This is a genomic window from Streptomyces sp. NPDC053474, assembly GCF_044544845.1.
GTDB lineage: Bacteria > Actinomycetota > Actinomycetes > Streptomycetales > Streptomycetaceae > Streptomyces.
Window position 1 is genome coordinate 636,423 of record NZ_JBITXV010000003.1, and the last position, 17,901, is coordinate 654,323.

At 71.8% G+C, this 17,901-nt stretch carries 16 protein-coding genes; 6 read left to right on the forward strand and 10 right to left on the reverse strand.

The window, feature by feature from the left end; all coding sequences use genetic code 11:
- Positions 1-42 precede the first annotated feature (42 nt).
- On the reverse strand, positions 43-666 hold the full coding sequence (locus tag ACIG3E_RS09615; RefSeq protein WP_399613373.1) for a CGNR zinc finger domain-containing protein: 624 nt from the start codon (positions 664-666) through the stop codon (positions 43-45).
- Between the two features lie 253 nt (positions 667-919).
- Here ACIG3E_RS09615 and ACIG3E_RS09620 point away from each other — a divergent pair, with 253 nt between their 5' ends.
- Positions 920-1,492, forward strand: coding sequence for a DUF1772 domain-containing protein (locus tag ACIG3E_RS09620; protein WP_399613376.1), 573 nt, complete (start codon positions 920-922; stop codon positions 1,490-1,492).
- Here the strand turns inward: ACIG3E_RS09620 and ACIG3E_RS09625 are convergent.
- Both ACIG3E_RS09625 and ACIG3E_RS09630 read right to left on the reverse strand, forming a co-directional pair.
- On the reverse strand, positions 1,444-2,583 hold the full coding sequence (locus tag ACIG3E_RS09625) for a uroporphyrinogen-III synthase (protein ID WP_399613379.1): 1,140 nt from the start codon (positions 2,581-2,583) through the stop codon (positions 1,444-1,446). The two genes, ACIG3E_RS09620 and ACIG3E_RS09625, sit on opposite strands and share 49 nt — an antisense overlap.
- Before the next feature lie 134 nt (positions 2,584-2,717).
- Positions 2,718-4,064 carry a nitrate/nitrite transporter gene (locus ACIG3E_RS09630; RefSeq protein ID WP_399613381.1) on the reverse strand — a complete coding sequence of 449 codons (1,347 nt, stop codon included), beginning with the start codon at positions 4,062-4,064 and terminating at the stop codon, positions 2,718-2,720.
- Between the two features lie 231 nt (positions 4,065-4,295).
- On the opposite strand from ACIG3E_RS09630, the gene ACIG3E_RS09635 reads away from it, so the two are divergent.
- The 4 genes from ACIG3E_RS09635 (at position 4,296) to ACIG3E_RS09650 (ending at position 7,343) form a co-directional block, all read left to right on the forward strand.
- Positions 4,296-4,772 carry a hypothetical protein gene (locus tag ACIG3E_RS09635; protein ID WP_399613383.1) on the forward strand — a complete coding sequence of 159 codons (477 nt, stop codon included), beginning with the start codon at positions 4,296-4,298 and terminating at the stop codon, positions 4,770-4,772.
- Positions 4,773-6,038: a hypothetical protein gene (locus ACIG3E_RS09640; RefSeq protein WP_399613386.1), complete on the forward strand. Its 1,266-nt coding sequence runs from the start codon at positions 4,773-4,775 to the stop codon at positions 6,036-6,038.
- An 82-nt stretch (positions 6,039-6,120) separates the two neighbouring features.
- Positions 6,121-6,747, forward strand: coding sequence for a hypothetical protein (locus ACIG3E_RS09645; RefSeq protein ID WP_399613389.1), 627 nt, complete (start codon positions 6,121-6,123; stop codon positions 6,745-6,747).
- The gene (locus tag ACIG3E_RS09650; protein WP_399613392.1) at positions 6,744-7,343 is read left to right on the forward strand and encodes a hypothetical protein; all 600 of its coding nucleotides are present in this window, start codon (positions 6,744-6,746) and stop codon (positions 7,341-7,343) included. Before ACIG3E_RS09645 ends, ACIG3E_RS09650 begins: the two co-directional genes overlap by 4 nt.
- Positions 7,344-7,419: 76 nt before the next feature.
- Here the strand turns inward: ACIG3E_RS09650 and ACIG3E_RS09655 are convergent, their stop codons facing one another.
- The 6 genes from ACIG3E_RS09655 to ACIG3E_RS09680 form a co-directional block, all read right to left on the reverse strand.
- Positions 7,420-8,451, reverse strand: coding sequence for a hypothetical protein (locus ACIG3E_RS09655; RefSeq protein ID WP_399613395.1), 1,032 nt, complete (start codon positions 8,449-8,451; stop codon positions 7,420-7,422).
- A 5-nt stretch (positions 8,452-8,456) separates the two neighbouring features.
- On the reverse strand, positions 8,457-9,116 hold the full coding sequence (locus tag ACIG3E_RS09660; protein ID WP_399613398.1) for a hypothetical protein: 660 nt from the start codon (positions 9,114-9,116) through the stop codon (positions 8,457-8,459).
- A gap of 164 nt (positions 9,117-9,280) precedes the next feature.
- Positions 9,281-10,486, reverse strand: a complete 1,206-nt coding sequence (locus ACIG3E_RS09665) for an acyltransferase (protein WP_399613401.1) — start codon at positions 10,484-10,486, stop codon at positions 9,281-9,283.
- Complete coding sequence (locus tag ACIG3E_RS09670; RefSeq protein ID WP_399613539.1) at positions 10,483-12,606, reverse strand: bifunctional polysaccharide deacetylase/glycosyltransferase family 2 protein; 2,124 nt, start codon at positions 12,604-12,606, stop codon at positions 10,483-10,485. The genes ACIG3E_RS09665 and ACIG3E_RS09670 overlap by 4 nt, the downstream gene beginning before the upstream one ends.
- Before the next feature lie 74 nt (positions 12,607-12,680).
- Complete coding sequence (locus ACIG3E_RS09675; protein ID WP_399613404.1) at positions 12,681-13,370, reverse strand: hypothetical protein; 690 nt, start codon at positions 13,368-13,370, stop codon at positions 12,681-12,683.
- A gap of 426 nt (positions 13,371-13,796) precedes the next feature.
- Positions 13,797-14,789, reverse strand: coding sequence for a LysR family transcriptional regulator (locus ACIG3E_RS09680; RefSeq protein ID WP_399613407.1), 993 nt, complete (start codon positions 14,787-14,789; stop codon positions 13,797-13,799).
- Between the two features lie 83 nt (positions 14,790-14,872).
- Here ACIG3E_RS09680 and ACIG3E_RS09685 point away from each other — a divergent pair, with 83 nt between their 5' ends.
- Entirely contained in the window at positions 14,873-16,249 is a 1,377-nt protein-coding gene (locus tag ACIG3E_RS09685; protein WP_399613408.1) for an MFS transporter, read from the forward strand.
- Here ACIG3E_RS09685 and dacB read toward each other — a convergent pair.
- On the reverse strand, positions 16,230-17,831 hold the full coding sequence (dacB, locus tag ACIG3E_RS09690; RefSeq protein WP_399613411.1) for a D-alanyl-D-alanine carboxypeptidase/D-alanyl-D-alanine-endopeptidase: 1,602 nt from the start codon (positions 17,829-17,831) through the stop codon (positions 16,230-16,232). The genes ACIG3E_RS09685 and dacB overlap by 20 nt on opposite strands.
- Between the last annotated feature and the right edge of the window lie 70 nt (positions 17,832-17,901).

The following is a 17,901-nucleotide window of genomic DNA, read 5'->3' on the forward strand; positions in this document are numbered from 1 at the left end:
AGAGCGGGGGATGTGTTCAGGCAGCGGCGAGGTTTTCCTCGCTCACGCGGGCGCGAGTCCCGCCGCCCGCCGCCGGTGCCGGGCCACCCGCTCCCGGTTGCCGCACACCTCGCTGGAGCACCAGCGGCGGCGGTGCCCCCGTGACGTGTCGAGGTAGACCAGCGGGCAGCTGTCGCCCGCGCACCGGCGCAGCAGCGAGCGCGCCACCGGGTCGGTGAGCAGGTCGACGGCGTCCCGGGCGACGGCCGCGAGCAGCGCGGCGCGCCCCGGGGTGCCGTGCAGCGCGCGGACGAGGCTGCCGTCGGCGTGCCGGACGGCGCACGGCGCGGGCGGGGCCGCGGCGGCCAGCGCGTTCACCCGGGCGAGGGCGGTGTCGGCGGGCCGTCCCGCCAGCTCGCCGCCGACCAACCGGCCGATGTGGCCGCGCAGTTCGCGGAACCCGGCGAGCCAGGCCTGGTCGGCGTCCGGCAGCGGCGTGCCCGGCGGGAGCAGGCCCGCCCCGGCCAGCCAGGCGCACAGCCGGGCCACGTCGTCGAGCCGCTCCACGGGGTGGTCCGTCGCGAGGAGGTCGAGGCAGATCCGTCCGGAGTCGAAGCGCAGCTCGCCGTACGCGACCTTGTGCGGGGGCTTGTGCGGGGCCTCCTGGGGGGCCGCACTCAACGCCATGCGGGTGTCACCGCCTCGGGGTCGCCGGTGAGTTCGGGGGCCGTTCCGGTGCGTGCCGACGTACGCGCGCGTACCGGCCGTACGCCCGTCCGTACTCCTACAGTGCCCGTCCCGGGGCGGCTCTGGAACCCCTGCCACCGCGAGCGGACACGCTCGTGGCAAGACGGGCGCACCGGAGGCGGGAGACGCGCGCTTATGCGGGTGCGCTCGTCGGCCATGGCCCCGGCGGCGGCGCGCGGCTTGACTCGACGGCATGACGAACCACGGCACACCCCGCCCCGACCGGCCCACCAGCGGCGTCGCCCTGGGCGCGGCGGCGCTCACCACGGGCCTGATGGCCGGTTCCTTCTACGTCTTCGCGTGCGCGGTGATGCCCGGCCTCGCGCGCGCCTCGGACCGCGCGTACATCGAGGTCATGCAGCACATCAACGACGTCATCCAGAACCCGGTGTTCTTCTTCGGCTTCTTCGGGGCGCTGCTGAGCACCGGGCTCGCCGCGTGGCGGCTGCGGCGCACGCCGCTGCGCTGGTGGGTGTGCGGCGCGCTTGCCGCGTACGCGCTCGCCTTCGTGCTCACCGCCGTGGTGAACGTGCCCCTGAACGACGACCTCGCCGCGGCGGGCGACCCGGCGCGGATCGCCGACCCGGCCGCCGTGCGCGCGGACTTCGAGGGCCCGTGGGTGGCGTGGAACATCGTGCGGGCGGCCCTGTGCACGCTCGCGTCCGGCCTGCTCGGCCGGGCGCTCGTGCTGCGCGGCAGGCTCGCGGGGGCCCCGGCTCAGGCCCCGTACTTGGACCCGGCCGCGGGGTCGAGCGCGAGCCGGTAGCCCCGCTTGACGACGGTCTGGATGAGCTTGGGCACGCCGAGTGCCGTGCGCAGGCGGGCCATCGCGGTCTCCACGGCGTGCTCGTCGCGGCCCGCGCCGGGCAGTGCCCGCAGCAGCTCGGCGCGCGCGACCACCCACCCGGGCCGCCGCGCGAGCGAGCGCAGCAGCGCCATCCCCGCGGGCGGCACGGCCCGCAGCTCGCCGTCCACGAGGACCGCGTGCCCGCGGATCTCCAGGCGGTGCCCGGCGACCGGCAACGCCCGTGCCCGCGCGGGCAGTTCCTGGCACAGCAGCTGGACGAGGGGGCCGAGCCTGAACCGTTCCGGCTGGACGGTGTCCACGCCCAGGCCCTGGAGCGGCAGCGCGGTCACCGGGCCCACGCAGGCCGCGAGCACGTCGTGCGCCAGGGCGGCGCGCAGCTCCCCCGCCATCCCCCGGTCCTCGGCCCGCGCGAGCAGCGAGGCGGCGGCGGGCGCGCTGGTGAAGGTGAGCGCGTCGACGCCGCGCGCCACGGCCGCGTCGAGCAGCCGGTCCACGGGCGCGAGGTCGGTGGGCGGCAGCCACCGGTACACCGGTACGAGGACGACGTCCGCTCCCCCGGCCCGCAGCGCCTCCACGAACCCCGGCAGCGGCTCGCCGTGCAGCTGGAGCGCGACGCGCCGCCCCGCGACGCCCTCGGCGAGCAGCCGGTCCAGGACCTCCGCCATCGACTCCGACGACGGCGACCAGTGCTCGACGAGTCCCGCCGCCCGCACGGCGCCCTTCACCTTCGGCCCGCGCGCGAGCAGTTCGACGCCGCGCAGCCGCGCGAGGAGCGCCTCGCCGTGGCCCCAGCCGTCGGCGGCCTCCACCCAGCCGCGGAAGCCGATGGCGGTGGTGGCGACGACGACGTCCGGGGCGTGGTCGATCAGCTCCTTGGTGGCGGCGAGGAGCCGCCCGTCGTCGGACAGCGGCAGGATGCGGAGCGCGGGCGCGTGCAGCACGGTGGCGCCGCGGCGCTGGAGCAGCGCGCCGAGCTCGTCGGCGCGGCGGGCGGCGGTGACGCCGACGGTGAACCCCGCGAGGGGTCCGTGGTCGTGGCTCACGTTCATGTCTGGCGTCCCGCTCGTCGTAGTGGCCCGTCTGCCCGCCGCCCCGCCGTGGCCGTCTGCGCGGGCCCACGGGCCATCGAGCCTGCCAACGCCCGGTGACGGGTGTGGATCACCTTGATGTCCGCCGTGTTACGTCACACCTCGGCGTACGTCGGCCTCCGCTCGGCGCCCGCGGCGGCCACGGACCGCGTACGGGCCGCGGCCCCGCGCAGGTACACGGCCCAGGTGACCCCGAAGCACAGGGCGTAGAACGCGAGGAAGGAGACATAGGCCCCGGTCCCCGAGCCGACGCTCAGGAACGACTGCCGGAAGGCGAGGTTGATCCCGAGCCCGCCGAGCGCGCCGACGGCCCCGATGAGCCCCATGGCGGCGCCCGAGAGCCGCCGCCCGTACCGGTCGGCGTCGTCCCCGGTGAGCCCCTCGCGCAGGGCCTTGGCCTGGAAGATGCCCGGGATCATCTTGTACGTGGAGCCGTTGCCGAGGCCGCTGAGCACGAAGAGCACCACGAACGCGCCGGTGAAGAGCCCGAGCGACGCCCGCTCGGAGGCCAGCACGACGACGCCGGTGGCCGCCGCCATGGCGACGAAGGTCCCCAGCGTGATCCGGGCCCCGCCGTAGCGGTCGGCGAGCCGCCCGCCCACGGGCCGCACGAGCGAGCCGAGCAGCGGCCCGACGAAGGTGAGCTGCGCGGCCTCCAGCGGGGTGCGCCCGAACTGGGTCTGGAGCACGAGGCCGAAGGCGAAGCTGTAGCCGATGAACGACCCGAAGGTCCCCACGTACAGGAACGCCATGATCCAGGTGTGCGGGTCGCGCGCGGCCTCCCGCACGGCGCCCGTGTCGTTGCGCACGGAGGCGATGTTGTCCATGAACAGCGCGGCGCAGACGGCGGAGACGACGACCAGCGGGATGTAGACGCCGAGCAGCAGCCGCGGCCCGCCACCGGCCCCGATGACGGCGAGCGCGACCAGCTGCACCACGGGCACGCCGATGTTGCCGCCGCCCGCGTTGAGGCCGAGGGCCCAGCCCTTCTTGCGCAGCGGGAAGAAGGAGTTGATGTTCGTCATGGACGAGGCGAAGTTCCCCCCGCCGATGCCGGTGAGCAGCGCACACGCCATGAACGTGCCGTACGACGTGCCGGGCTCCATGACGACGAACGCGGCCACGGTGGGCGCCAGGAGCAGCCCCGCCGCGATCACCGTCCAGTTCCGCCCCCCGAACCGGGCCACGGCGAAGGTGTACGGCACGCGCACGACGGCGCCCACGAGCGTCGCCATCGACACGAGGAAGAACTTCCCCGCCGGATCGATGCCGTACTCCGGCCCCATGAACAGCACGAGCACCGACCACAGGGTCCACACCGAGAACCCCACGTGCTCCGACAACACCGAGAACACCAGGTTCCGCCGGGCGACCCGCTCCCCCTCCCGCGCCCAGAACCCCGCGTCCTCCGGCTCCCACCGCGTGATCCACCTACTCCTCATGCCCAGCCTCCCCGGCCAACGACGGTGCCCCCGAAGCTAGGGACGACGCGTTTCAGCCCTGTGCCGAGGGATGACCACGGGGGAACGTTGGGCTCACTATGGGGGGTGGGGGGTGGTGAGGGGGCTGGCGAGAGCTTCCTTCCCGCGGGCACGCCCGCACGGATCCGGGCCGCTGCCTGCGGAATTACCGATCCGGGCCGGTGAGAGGCTGTGCTTGCCGCTCTCATGCGCATGACGAAATTCGTCACGCCTCTTCCCACACGCGAAAACGCCAGAATCGAAAAGGCGGCATACGTCGGCCTCTCCAGCATCGATCCTGGTCGTAACAGCGGCCCACCGATAGCGTTGAGCCGCATCGAATCTTCATCAGTGCGGACGCCCCTTGGAACAATCGCGGCGCGAGGAGCAGGCATGGCCGATCTCGGCGTGGACTACACCTACCTGTACACCATCAAGAACGACCTGAGAACAGTCCGCAGAGAGTTCAAGGGGTGCTCTGCTCACCAAAGCGACCTGAGCAACGCTTACGGATCCCCCGACGTGTCAGGCGCCATGGAAGAGTTCACCTCCAACTGGGACGACCATCGCAAGGAACTGCTCCAGAGCATCGAGAAGGTCGGCAAGCTCGTCGAACGCTCCATCGAGAGCTTCGAGAAGGTCGACCAAGAGCTGACGAAACCCGGCAAGAAGAAGTTAGGGAGGGCCTGAGTGCCCCGCCGGCCCGTTGACTGGTCCCCGCTCGCCGAATCAGACCCGACGCCGGGAGACCCCGAAGCGATTCGCACCGAGGCCAAGCGGCTGTCGAGCATCGCGGAGACGCTGGCACGACAGGTGACGAAGCTCCGGCAGCTCGGCAGCGACGACAACATCGAGGGAAAGTACGCGAATTCCCTGCGGGACGAGGCCGATGACCTGGGCGGCCGCCTCGACAAGACCAGAGGGCGCTATGAGAAGGTCTCAGGCCGTCTGCGTACGTGGGCGGACAAAATGGAACACGCCCAAGAATTGGCCGACAAGGCGCGCAAGAAGGCACAGGCCGATGAGAAGGATGAAGGCGCCGTCGAAGCGGCCAAGAAACAGTTGTCCACCGCGGTTTCCTACTACGGCACCCATGCGGCCATCGCACGTGAGCACATCCTGGAAGCGATCGACGACGCGGTGGAGGACAGCGCCTGGGACGACCTGATCGGCTGGGCCAAGAAGCACGCGGACGGCTTCAAACTGTTCCTGGACGTGCTCAGTTGGATCGGTACGGCGGCGGCGATCGCGGCGATCTTCATTCCCGGCCTCAACTTCCTCGTCATAGGCCTGGGGGCCGTGGTCGTGGCAGGCCGCTATCTGCTTGTGAAAGCGGGGGAGGCCACCTGGGCAGACCTGGCCTTCGACGCTTTCGGCCTGCTCACCATGGGGCTCGGCCGGGGAGCGATGCTCGGGCTCAAGGCTGCGGGCAAGTCCACTCGGGCAGCCTCCACCGTGCATCGCGTCAGCAAGCTCAAGGACGGCCTGCTAGCCACGAAGTCCGTGCGCAATCAACTCGCCAACCGACTCGCCGGTGCCACCGATGACACCGCGAAGGCTGCCGTCCGGCACGAGATGACGGCGCTGCGCAAGGGCATCGCGGGGCGCGCCGGCCGAGTGGCCGAGGAGTCTCCGCCACCTGGCAGGTGGGCCACGGCCGTACACCTCGGAGACAGCGAACTCGCCTCCCTCCGCCAGGGAATCAAGGCCAACAAGCAGCTGTACGGCGACGGCATCCCGCACGGCACGAAGCTGGGCGGAGACACGGCGTACGGAGCAGCTGTGGGTTCCACGTACGGCGGCACGGCCGTCGACTGGGGAGACAAGCTGCTGGGCGACAACGACACCATGAACTACGCGAGCGACGGGCTCGGGGCCCCGCACAAACCCAGCTGGAATGCCTACAACGACTTCAAGGCGAGCCACGGATCGACCCAGGCCTCGTCCACGTGGTGAGCATGCGCGTCGACGAACCCGATGTACGGGACCAGGAGCCGCATGCGCAGCAGCCAGAGTGTTCGAGGAAGGAGCCCTAGCAATGTCACCGGCTGAGGCCAGGAGTGCTTACGGCTATACCCTCGTCATGCCTCCCGGCTGGACGAGAATCCCCCTGAAGGAAGGCACTCAGGAGGTCGTCAAAGGCATTGTCGACGGGGCAGCCGAGCGGCTGTCGCGTGACCTCCCCAAAGAGAAGGTCGCCGAGGCGCGCCTTGAGTTGTACCGGCGGCTGAACTCCGCGGTGAAGGGGGCGCAGCGCCGCCACGGGGTGGATCTCTACCTTCCCGTCGAGCCCATGCACGGCCATCTCATCGCTGCCTCCTTCATCGTCGCGAAGCCTCACACACCGCCTCGCGACGGCGCTGATCCAAATGAGGTATTGGCCGAGTTCCTGCGTACCACCGTGAACTCCGAGCCCGTCCAGGTGGCAGGCTCGGCAGCGGTACGCAGTGTGCGCACACTGACGCCGAATCCGGCGAGCGGGGCCGAAGCGCCGTCCAAGCACGTCGACTACATCGTCCACCTGCCCTCGCACGGGGCGGAAGCCGAGTGGATCGTCGTCAGTTTCAGCACGATCGGGAACGGCGCTGTCGACAGCGACTTCACCGACATCCTCGTCGAACTCTTCGATGCCGTCATGACCACGTTTCGCTGGAGGACCACGTGACCGTCATCTTCTCCCTCGACACGGACAGCGATGCCACTGTGTGGCCCGCCATGCCAGTTCTCGAAGGCAGGAACGCCGCGCGTGCGCGCAAGAAGTGGGCGCGCCGCACCTCGGAGCTGCTGTGGTCCCTGGTCGACGAACCGTTCGAGAAGAAGCAGGTCAAGATGCTGGCGTACGAGCTCGAGTCGACGGCGGAGCTGGTGCCGCAGAAGATTCCGGTCCACCAGGTCTTCCTCTACGTACCGGATCCGCGACGCGACTTCCTCACCTTCCTCGTGCACGCGGGCCCGAGTACGGGCGACGTCGACGCGACACTGGCCGCACTCGTCCAGAAGGACGAGCCCGGAGCCGTCCAGGACCCCGAGGTCATGGACTTCGACACCGAACGGCTCGGGCGCGGGATGCGTTCGATCCGGTACTTCGTCTCGGACAAGGCCCAGGCGATGTGCTGCTCCGTCAACTACGCGTGGCGCCTCGAATCCCTCGGCATCGACGTGATCGTACGAACACTGAGCGAGGACATCGGATGGATCACCTCTCACATCGACGAGTTCGACGAGTTCGCGCGCAGCCTCTTCGTCAACCTCGACGAGTAGCGGCCCAGCGGCCAACCACGTCGAACGGCCGCCCCCGGACTCCCCCGAGGCGGCCGTTCGCCACCATGGCGACACGTCAGCGGTTCACTGACTGGATCTCCTTGACCACGACGGCCTGATCCGCGCCGAACTCGCCGTCCGGCAGGCCCTCACGTCCGGTGTTCGTGCTCGTCCAACTGATTTCCCACCTGACCGTGGCCTTCAGGTTGTACGAGCCATCACCCGACGACCTCAGGTACTTCACACCACAGGACGGCGTCTCCTCGGACTTGCCCCTGGCCCAGGGCTCCCCGATCCTTCCGTCCTTGCCGATGGCGCATTCTCCGGATGCGGGATACGTCTCGGCGTCCTTCGTCCCGGGATCGATCCGCAAGGAGACGGGCTCAGCGGTCGTAGTCGCCGAGAGGTTGGTGTTGGGCAGACTCGCGGTCACCGACACCTTCTTGAACTTGGCCTTGTCCAGCCAGACCCAAGTGGGCAGATTGACCTTGGTCTCGGCCTTGGGCGCCATCTCAATCCTGGTCCCGGGGATGGGTAGTTCGTCATACGCGTACTCGGCCAGAATCCTGGGGTTGACGGCGAGAGGCTCCTTCGGAGTCTCGTTGTCATCGACCCAGAACGGTGACCGATTGCACTCCATCGCTTTGGGGTCGTCCTTGCGGTTGGGGTTCACCACCCGCGTCCAGAACATCCCTTTGCCTTGCTTGTCAAGGTTGTAGTCCTTATAGGGATGACCGTCCTTGTAGTACGAGTCGAAGAAATCGCCGAGGATGTCACCGAGACCGCCCATGAAGGGAATGGAGTTGCCGACAGAGCGCAACGTCTTGATTCTCTTCTGGATCTCCTTGGGAGAGAACGCGGGTTCGTACCAGCACGCAGGTGGCGTCCAGTTGCTGTTCGCTGTGGAGAGCTTCCCGGCCTTGCCTGAGCCGCGGTCACCGTTGACCATGGTCTGGATGCTCGTCTCGACCGTGATCGTCTTGCCCTGCCGATCGCCTTTGGCGTTGCCCAGGCTCGCGCCAGGGCGCTTGTCCCCCGCATGAGCGACAGTCGACACGGCGCCCGTGGCGAACACGACGCACGAGACCAGGACGGCACGCAGAGTCACGCGCGTTACGGTTGGCACTGCTGTGCACCTTCCTGTGAAGTGACGACGGTGGCCTGCCACACGCCCTTGGAGTTCTTCTCCATCCGCGCGTTGTAGGAGACGTAGTCGTCCGAGTCGCCAGCGGTCCTCTTGACCTTCCCGGTCTTCCGGTCCTTGCTGTACGACTTCGTCTCATCACCGCAGTAAGTGACCGCGGCTGCGCCCCCCTTGAGGAGCGTGACCTCGCGGTTGTAGTAGCGGGTCTCACCGGTCCACGTCGTGCCGGCGGAGTAGAACGACTGGACGTACTCGGCAGCACTCGCCAGAGCATCGCCCTTCGAGTAGAACTTCAACGCCGGGTGGTCCTTCGCGTCCACCGTGACGGCCTCATCGATCGAATTGATCATCCGCTCGCTGTCCGCGAGGATCGCGTCCTTCTTCGCGTCGCCCGTTCGCCCGCCCTCGAAGACGTTCTTGACGTCCTTGGGCAGCTCGATCCGCGGGCGGGCTATCGCGTGGGCCGGGGCCTTCGGGGACGAGGGCGTGGGGGTGGGCTTGGCGTTGCTCGCGCCGTCGATCTTGTCGTCGTTCTTGGAGCCGCCGTCTCCGCCGCCGCAGGCGGAGAGTGACAGGACTGCGGCAGCGGTCAGAGACGCGGCAGCGAGCAGTGTGGGTCGGCGGTTCACAGTCAGCTCCCATGGGACGTGGGTTCACCTGAGTGAAGCCACGCTATCCACGGGCAAAGCGGCGCGCGACGGTGAGGTTTGCCGAGGACGGGTGCAGATGGGGGCATACCCCCGCCGCGCGGCGGGGGTTGTTGCGGAACGGTCGCAGAACGCGGAAGCCCGGTTCAGGCCCCCTTGGCGGGACGCCCCCCGCGCCGCCGCTTCGCGGCCCCGTCCGGCCACACCCGCGGGCCGCGTCGCGCGGCCAGGTCCTCCACCCAGCCCACGGCAAGCACCAGCACTCCGATCAGCGGCCACACCAGCATGAACATCCACATCGTGTACGTCGAGTCGAGCGCCGCCATCGTCCGCTCGGTCATGAACGGGACGTCGTACGCCATGTCGATCAGTGGGACCGTCGCCATGATCAAGAGGTTGTGCCAGAGGTAGATCGTGACGGCGCGGTTGTTCGAGAGGGTGATGAGTCCGTCCCACCTGGCCAGGCGGCCGGGGAGTTCGTGCCAGGCAGGGGCGTGGACGAGAAGGACGACGACGAAGCCGAGGGACCAGGTGGCCTGGGCGAGGGGGATGTCGTTCAGGTCCCAGCCGTCGGGGCCGAGGTGGCCGGAGGCCCACCACAGGCCGAAGGCCATGGTGAGGGCGGCGAGGGAGACGGCCAGATAGCGCGGGACGCGCGCGAGGACGCCCTCCTGGTGGGCGAAGCCGAGGATCCAGCAGCCTCCGTAGACCGCGAAGTCGCAGACGGCGTTGCCCGTTTCGCCGGGGATGCGGACGACGTCGGTGGAGAGCAGGGCCGTGAGGGCCAGGGGGGCGAGGAGCGTCGGCCAGGGGGCGCGGCGGAAGGCCCGCAGCAGCAGGGGGGAGGCGAGGACGAACCACAGGTACGCGCGGAGGTACCAGAGCGGCCCGACCGCCTGCACGGCCCAGGTGTCCTCCAGGAGGCCCGCCTTGTCGCCCAGTTGCCAGGGGAAGGGCGGCGCGCCGACCGGCAGGACGTAGTTGGCGAGGCTCAGCAGTCCCCAGGTGCCACCGTGGTCCGGGTCGTCGCCCGGCTTCCAGCCCGCCGCGAAGAGCAGGAACAGGGCGGCCGCGCCGAACAGCCACAGGGGCGGCAGCAGGCGACGCAGGCGGGACGCGATGACCTGCCGCGCCGGTCGCTTCAGGGAGCGGGCCGTCAGGGAGCCCGCGAGGGCGAACATCACGCCCATCGAGGGGAACAGGATCGTCAGCCAGGCCCAGCCGAAGAGGTGGTAGACGACGACGCGCACCAGGGCGAGGGTGCGCAGCAGGTCGAGGTAGCGGTCCCGGGGAGCCGGGGCCGAGGCGGCTTCCCGCACGGGAGGCTCCCCCACGCGCGTGGGGTGGGTCATGCCACCGACCCCCCTTCCGCGCCGCCGCCCCGCCACCGCCGCGGCGGCACGCCCGGCGCCTCCACCACGCCGGTGCGGCGGAGCTTCTGCCAGCGCAGCCGCCCGCCGGTGAGGGCGGTGATCCAGGACTGGAGCAGGACGACGTACATCAACTGCCGGTAGAGGACCTGCTGGAGCGGCAGCGAGATGAGATGGGTCAGGGGCTCGCGGTCGAGGCGGAAGGCGTACGCCGCGCACACCGCCTGGACGGCGAGGACACCGAGCCAGGCGGCGACCGTCTTCTGGGTGGGGCCGAAGACCAGGCCGTAGAGGAGGAAGACGTCGATCAGCGGGGCGAGGAGCGGGGCCAGGACCATGAACAGGGAGACCAGGGGCAGGCCGACGCGGCCGAAGCGGCCCGAGGGGCCGGAGTCGACGAGCGCGCGCCGGTGCTTCCAGATCGCCTGCATCGTGCCGTACGACCAGCGGTAGCGCTGGGACCACAGTTGGCGCGCGGTCTCGGGGGCCTCGGTCCACGCGCGGGCCCTCTCCGCGTACACGACGCGCCAGCCGTCGCGGTGCAGGGCCATCGTGATGTCGGTGTCCTCGGCGAGCGTGTCGTCGCTCATGCCGCCGACCCGCTCCAGGGCGGAGCGCCGGAAGGCGCCGACGGCCCCGGGGATGGTCGGCATGCAGCGCAGCACGTCGTACATGCGGCGGTCGAGGTTGAAGCCCATCACGTACTCGATGTGCTGCCAGGCGCCGATGAGCGAGTCCCTGTTGCCGACCTTCGCGTTGCCCGCCACGGCGCCCACGCGCGGGTCACCGAAGGGCTGCACGAGCTCCCGTACGGTCGACGCCTCGAAGACGGTGTCGCCGTCCATCATCACGACGAGGTCGTGGCGCGCGTTGGCCAGGCCCCTGTTGAGCGCCGCAGGCTTGCCCGCGTTGTGCTGGCGCACGACGCGTACGTCCGGCAGGCCGAGGCCCTCGACGATGCGGGCGGTGCCGTCCGACGAGCCGTCGTCGACGACGATGACCTCGATGGGGTGGTCGCTCGCCATGAGGGAGCGGACGGTGTTCTCGATGCACTTCGCCTCGTTGTACGCGGGCACGAGCACCGAGACCGGCTCCGTCACGGGCGCGCCCCACCGGAAGCCGCGTTTGCGGACGCGACGGGTGTGGAGCGCGGAGAGCACCAGCATCAGGGCGAACCGGCCGAGGACCAGGAAGCCGATCACCGCGAGGCCCACGACCAGGATGTCCGTGACGTACTCGGACGCGGTGACCAGGGCGATCCAGATCCGGCCCTGCCAGAGCGCGAGGCCGCGCGCCTGGGCGTGGGCACTGGGGGCGTGCAGGGCCTCGGTGAGGTTGGTGAACGCGTAGCCCTCGCGCTGGAGCTTCGGCAGGAGGCGACCGAGGGCCGCCACCGTCTGGGAGCGGTCGCCGCCCGAGTCGTGCATGAGGACGATGGCGCCCTTGCCGTCCGCGGGCGTGGCGCGGCGGATGATCTCGTCGACGCCGGGGCGCTTCCAGTCCTCGCTGTCGGTGTCGTTGACGACGGTCAGATAGCCGCGGCTCCCGACGTGCCGCGCGACCGGCCACGACGCGTTGTCCATGGCGTCGGCGAAGGACGAGTACGGCGGGCGGAAGAGCGAGGTGCGGATGCCCGCGGCGCCCGCGAGCGCCAGCTGGTTCTGGGACAGCTCCCGGTCGATGCGGTCCTTCGACTGGTACGACAGGTCGGGGTGGTTGAAGGTGTGCAGGCCGACCTCGTGGCCCTCGCGGACCATCCGCGCGACCAGGCCGGGGTGGCGCGAGGCCATCGCGCCGGTGACGAAGAAGACGCCGTGCGCGTCGTGTGCGGCCAGGACGTCGAGGACCTTCGGGGTCCACTTCGGGTCGGGGCCGTCGTCGAAGGTCAGCACGACGTGGCGGTCGGGCACGCGCAGGGTCTGCTGGCGGTCTCCGCGCGTGTCGATGACCGGGCCGCCCCGCAGGATCTCCCGGGGGACGCGGTCGGTGGCGGCGGGCGGGCGGACGCGGTGGTCGGCGAGGATCTCGCTGTGCACGTACCCGCGGAGCAGCAGCATCGCGGACAGGGCCACGAGCAGGAGGCTGGGCAGGAGATAGCGCATGGGGAGGCGGCGGCCCGCGCGGGCGGGGGCGCGGTCGGCGCGGTGGGCCGCGCCGCGGCCGCCGGAGCGGGGGGTCATGGCTGGGTCTCCTGGGGTGGGGAGGCGCCCGCGCCGGTCACGGGCTCGGCTCCGGAGGAGGCCTCGCCGCCCGCCTGCGCGCCGCCCGCTTCCGCGCCGTCGCCGCCGCCGCTGCTTCCGCTCCCGCTCTCGGCCTCGGGTGACGGGGCGGGCGGGGCGACAGGGGACTCGGGGTTCTGTGATGGCTCGGGCGCCGGGGGTTCGGGGTCGCTCGTGGGGGCCGGGGCGGGGGCGGGGGCGCCGCCGCCGTCCGTCGGGCGGGGCGCGGGCCGCTCGCTGCGGCGGGTCGGGTCCGGTGCCGCGGGGCCGCCCGGCTCGCCGTCGTCGTCACGGGCCTTGGAGGGGGCGGCCGCACCGGGGCCGCCGGAGGGGACGACGACCCGGTCGGGGGCCGTGCCGCTCGTCGTCCGCGAGGGCCCGGGCGAGGGCGTCCTCCCGGACGAGGGGGCCGCTTCGGGCGAACTGGTCGATTCCGCCGGTACGTTCGGCGTGTCCACCTTGCTCGCGGGCTTCTCGTCGGCGGGGTCGGGCACGGGCAGCCAGGGCGCGCTGGAGTTGCCGGAGGCGAGGGTCGCGACGATCACGACCGCATACCCGGCGCAGGCCAGGCCGACGAAGGTGCCGATGCGGCGGTATCTGCGGCCGCGGCGGCCTGTCTCGTCGACGAACACCGGCCTGTCGGCCATGTCTGTGGTGTCTGAAACTGTTCCCATGACCCGGGTGTCACCGGCGCCACCGGGAGACTCCCCCGCCAAGTGCCGCCCCACACCGTCGATCTGGACGGTGACCTCGTGCGGGTCGTGCGCGTACCCCGCCGACGCGAGGGTGGGGCCCAGCGGTTCCGCCTCCGGGCGACCGCGCGGGTCCGCCGGGGAATTGCCTGGTAGATCGCCTGTCAGCACGCTCGTCGGATCGTTCGACAGCGTGTTCTCCCGCCACTTCTCGCCGCGCACGCGCAACCCCCCAATGGACCGGTGCGGGTGCGCGTACGACGCCCCGGGCCCTCGTCGTCCGGGCCGGGCCCCCACCCGGCCCGAGCGCCCCTACTATCACACCGCACCCGGGCGATGAATGTAGCGCACGCCGGGGACAGCTGTGTTTTTCCGCCAGTCTCAACTCACCATGATGAGTGCATCGATGTCTGGAATCCATGCGTTCGTGGGCTTGACCAGCCACCCTTCCGCCGCGGCGAGTTCGGCCGCCGCGCGCCGCAACGCGTCGAGACCGGGGTGGTCGAGACCGCGCCGCCACACCAGGGACACCGGCGACAGCGGCACCGGGTCGACGAGCGGCCGCAGCACGCATCCGGGCAGCTCGGGGAAGCCGACCACGGCGAGCACGGGGTTGCGGTGCTTGGCCATGATCCGCGCGAATTCCTCGGGCCCGACGGCCAGCGGGGCGGGCGGCGCGACCTCGATGCCCCGGCCCGCGAAGAGGCGTGCGGCCAGGTCGGTCCACTCCAGGGTGCGCTCGTTGCCCGCGCCCGCGTACACGCGCTCGCCCGCGAGCCGGGCCAGCGGCACCTCCTCCAGGGCCGCCAGCGGATGCCCGGCCGGGAGCAGCACCGCCATCGGCTCGTACCGTACGGGCTGCTGCGCGAGCCCGGTGCGCAGGGCCGCGGACAACCCCGCGTACCGGCCGAACGACGCGTCGATCCGCCCCGCGGCGATCTCGGCCGCCGCGCCCGTCAGGCCGCTCTCGAAGCGGGCCATCAGCTCGCAGTGCGGGGCCAGTTCGCGGGCCCGTTCCAGGATCCGCCCGAAGACCAGGCCGGGGCTGTTGAGGTCGACCAGGAGGGGGCGGGCGGCGGCCGTACTGCCGCGCGCGAAGGCGGCCGTCAGCTCGTCCTGCGCGGCCAGGACCCGCCGGGCGTGGGGCAGCAGCCGCTCGCCGTCGGCCGTCAGCGCGACCTGTCGTGTCGACCGCGCGAACAGGTCCGCGCCCAACTCCCGCTCCAGGCGCCGCACATCCCGGCTCAGCGCCTGCTGGGCGACGTACAGGCGGGCGGCCGCCCGCGTGAAGTGCAGTTCCTCGGCGACGGCGACGAAGGCGCGGAGCAGCCGCGGCTCCACATCGCGGGATGCCCCGGGCGGTGAGGTGACCATCCGGGGAACTTACAATACAGGCGCGTTAATCGCCCTCCAGTAGGTGTTGGACCACTCCTGGAGACAGCGATCAGCCTGGAGCCATGCCGCAAGCCCCCTCCGACTGCCCCGACATATCCACCACCGCCCCCGCCAAAGACCTGACCGCGTCCCCTTCCCCCGAGGCCCTCGCGTCCCCCGCCACCGAGGCCCCCGCGTCCCCCTCCCCCGGCACCTCCGTGGGCCGGGGCACCCGCCGCAACCCCTACGCCCGCCTCTTCGCCGTCCCCGGAGCCACCGCCTTCACCGTCGGCAACCTCATCGCCCGGCTGCCCATGGGGATGTTCAGCGTGAGCGCGGTGACGATGATCGCCGGGTCGCGCGGTTCGTACGCGCTCGCGGGCGCCGTCACCGCCACCGGGCTCGCGGCCACCGCCGTCGTGGCGCCCTGGACGGCGCGGCTCGTCGACCGCCACGGACAGGCGCGCGTGGCCGTGCCCGCCACCGCGTTCGCCGTGCTCGGCTCGCTCTGCCTGCTGCTGTGCGTGCGCTACGGGGCACCCGACTGGACCCTGTTCGCCTCGTACGCCGCCACGGCCACGGTCCCGAACACCGGCGGCATGTCGCGCGCCCGCTGGGCCCACCTCCTGAAGGGCGACGCGCGCGCCCTGCACACCGCCAACTCCTTCGAACAGGCGGCGGACGAGCTGTGCTTCATGCTCGGCCCGGTGCTCGCGGCCTTCCTGTGCGGGGCGTTCTTCCCGCAGGCGGGCACCCTCGTGGCGGCCGCGCTGCTCCTGACCGGCGTGCTGCTCTTCGCCGCCCAGCGCGCGACGGAACCGCCGCCCCACGGGCGCCCGGACGCCGCCGCGAGGGCGGCGTCGCCCCTGCGCGCACGGGGGATGCCCGCGCTGCTCGTCGTCTTCCTGGCCACCGGCGCGGTCTTCGGCGCCATGGAGGTCGTCACCATCGCCTACGCCGACGAGCGGGGCCACAAGGCGGCCGCGGGCGCCGTCCTGGCCCTCCAGGCGGCGGGTTCGTGCGTCGCGGGGCTCGTCTTCGGCGCGGTGCGGCCGCGCGGCCCGCTGCACCGCCGCAGGCTGCTGTGCGCGGCGGCGATGGCGGCCCTGATGGGCCTGCCGCTGCTCGCGGCCACCGCCACCGGCTCGCTCGTCGTCCTCGCCGGGGCGCTGCTGTGCGCCGGGATGGCCACCGCGCCGACGATGGTGACCGGCATGACGCTGGTCCAGCGGCTCACCCCCGAGGGGCGGGCGAACGAGGGCATGACCCTCGCCGTGACCGGCCTCCTCGGGGGCATCGCCTGCGGCGCGGCGGCGAGCGGCTGGACCGTGGAGCACCTGGGCACCACCACCGGCTACGCCGTGCCGCTGGCCGCCGCGGGCTGCGCGCTGCTGCTCACGCTGCTCGGCGGGGACCCCACCAGGGGCACCGGGGGTGCCGTCAGCACCGGGCGGGCTTGACCCACGAGCACTCAAGGTCGCCGCCGCCCCGCTCCCCGGAACCGGCCCGCGGCGAGCGCGGCTCCACCAGGACCGCCTTGTCCGCGGTGGACTTGGCGAGGGTGACGACGATCGCGTCCTCCAGGGGCTTCACCGAGGAGGCCAGGTGGTTGTTGAGGACGATGCTGAAGACCAGTTCGCGCCCGCCCGCGTCGGTCACGTACCCGGAGAGGGCCGACGCGCCGGTCAGCGTCCCGGTCTTCGCGCGCACGTTGCGGGCGGCGGGCGTCCCGCACATGCGGGTGCGCAGCGTGCCGCCGACGAACTTGTCCGGCTCGCAGGCCACCGGAAGGGACCGGTACCAGTCGGCGAACCAGGGCTCGCCCTTGGCCGAGCGCAGCAGCGCGATGAGCTGGCCCGCGGGGACGTTGTCCTTGCGGGAGAGGCCGGAGCCGTCGACCTGGCGGAGCTTGCCCGGGTCGACGCCCGCCGTCTTCAGATAGCCGCCGATCGCCGCGATGCCGTCGCCCCAGTTGCCGGGCCGCCCGGTCGCCTCGTACCCCATGGCCTTCGTCAGGGACTCGGCGTGCATGTTGTTGGACAGCTTCATGAACGGGACGAGCAAGTCCTTGAGCGGCATGGAGGCGTGCGAGGCGAGCTCGTGCGCGCCCTTCGGGGTCGCGCGCCCCGCCCTGGTCGGCCCGCTGACCTTCACCCCGTGGGCGGCGAGCGCGTCCCGGAAGACGGCGGCCGCGTACCGGGTGGGCTCCCAGACGGTCACCCATTCCTTGACGGCCCCGGCGCCCGCCGGGACGGAGCCCGTGACGGTGATGGTGTTCTCGCCGTGCCGCCGCTCGACGGCGAGGCTGTTCGCGCTGCCCGCGGCGCCCGTGGTGGCGCGCAGGTCGATGTCCACGTAGTCGGTCTTCGGGGTGAGGGACACCCGCGGCTCGCCCCCGGCACCGGCGCCCGGCGTCACCTCGACGATGACGGTCCCGGTGTCGTAGTCCGTGTCGGGGGCGAGGCTGAGCGCCGAGATCTGGGCGGCGTAGTACGACGACTCGTCGTCGGCGCCCCAGGTGTCGCCGACGCGCCGGTCGTCGAACCGGGTGTCGTCGGCGACGAGCCGCCCCGAGACCCGCCGGACCCCGGCCGCGGCGACCTTCGCCGCCAGCGCGTCGTAGTCCTTGGCGAGGGTCGTCGGGTCGCCGGTGCCGCGCAGGTACAGGTCCCCCTTGAGCACGGGCCCGTGCCGCTCCCCGGCGGCGAGGACGTCGGTGGTGAACCGGTGGTCGGGGCCGAGGAGCTCCAGGGCGGCGGCCGAGGTGAGCATCTTGGTGTTGGAGGCGGGCATGAGCCGCCCGGTCGGCCGGTGCTGGTAGAGGACGTCGCCGCTCTTGGCGTCGGCGACCACGACGCTGGCGACGCCACCCCCCATACGGGGGTCGCCGAGGATGGTGTCGATGGCTTCGGGGAGCCCGCTGCGCTCGGCGTCGGCCCCGGCCGGGGCGCTGAGGGACAGCGAGGCGGCGGCGACGCCGAGGACGGCGGGCCAGATCCAGTGGCGCATACGGATGTTGACGCGACTCACGGGTCTACTCATGACCCTGGAGGATCCCGGATGACGGCCCCTGGCAACAGTAGGCCGCGCCACGACATGGGCCAGGGGGGTG

What these genes read in the sequence shown, in the direction of transcription:
- ACIG3E_RS09615 (WP_399613373.1), bottom strand. Translation starts at nt 666, where the DNA reads ATGGCGTTGAGTGCGGCCCCCCAGGAGGCCCCGCACAAGCCCCCGCAC.
- ACIG3E_RS09620 (WP_399613376.1), top strand. Translation starts at nt 920, where the DNA reads ATGACGAACCACGGCACACCCCGCCCCGACCGGCCCACCAGCGGCGTC.
- ACIG3E_RS09625 (WP_399613379.1), bottom strand. Translation starts at nt 2,583, where the DNA reads ATGAACGTGAGCCACGACCACGGACCCCTCGCGGGGTTCACCGTCGGC.
- ACIG3E_RS09630 (WP_399613381.1), bottom strand. Translation starts at nt 4,064, where the DNA reads ATGAGGAGTAGGTGGATCACGCGGTGGGAGCCGGAGGACGCGGGGTTC.
- ACIG3E_RS09635 (WP_399613383.1), top strand. Translation starts at nt 4,296, where the DNA reads ATGACGAAATTCGTCACGCCTCTTCCCACACGCGAAAACGCCAGAATC.
- ACIG3E_RS09645 (WP_399613389.1), top strand. Translation starts at nt 6,121, where the DNA reads ATGTCACCGGCTGAGGCCAGGAGTGCTTACGGCTATACCCTCGTCATG.
- ACIG3E_RS09665 (WP_399613401.1), bottom strand. Translation starts at nt 10,486, where the DNA reads ATGACCCACCCCACGCGCGTGGGGGAGCCTCCCGTGCGGGAAGCCGCC.
- ACIG3E_RS09670 (WP_399613539.1), bottom strand. Translation starts at nt 12,606, where the DNA reads ATGCGCTATCTCCTGCCCAGCCTCCTGCTCGTGGCCCTGTCCGCGATG.
- ACIG3E_RS09675 (WP_399613404.1), bottom strand. Translation starts at nt 13,370, where the DNA reads ATGGCCGACAGGCCGGTGTTCGTCGACGAGACAGGCCGCCGCGGCCGC.
- ACIG3E_RS09680 (WP_399613407.1), bottom strand. Translation starts at nt 14,789, where the DNA reads ATGGTCACCTCACCGCCCGGGGCATCCCGCGATGTGGAGCCGCGGCTG.
- ACIG3E_RS09685 (WP_399613408.1), top strand. Translation starts at nt 14,873, where the DNA reads ATGCCGCAAGCCCCCTCCGACTGCCCCGACATATCCACCACCGCCCCC.
- dacB (WP_399613411.1), bottom strand. Translation starts at nt 17,831, where the DNA reads ATGAGTAGACCCGTGAGTCGCGTCAACATCCGTATGCGCCACTGGATC.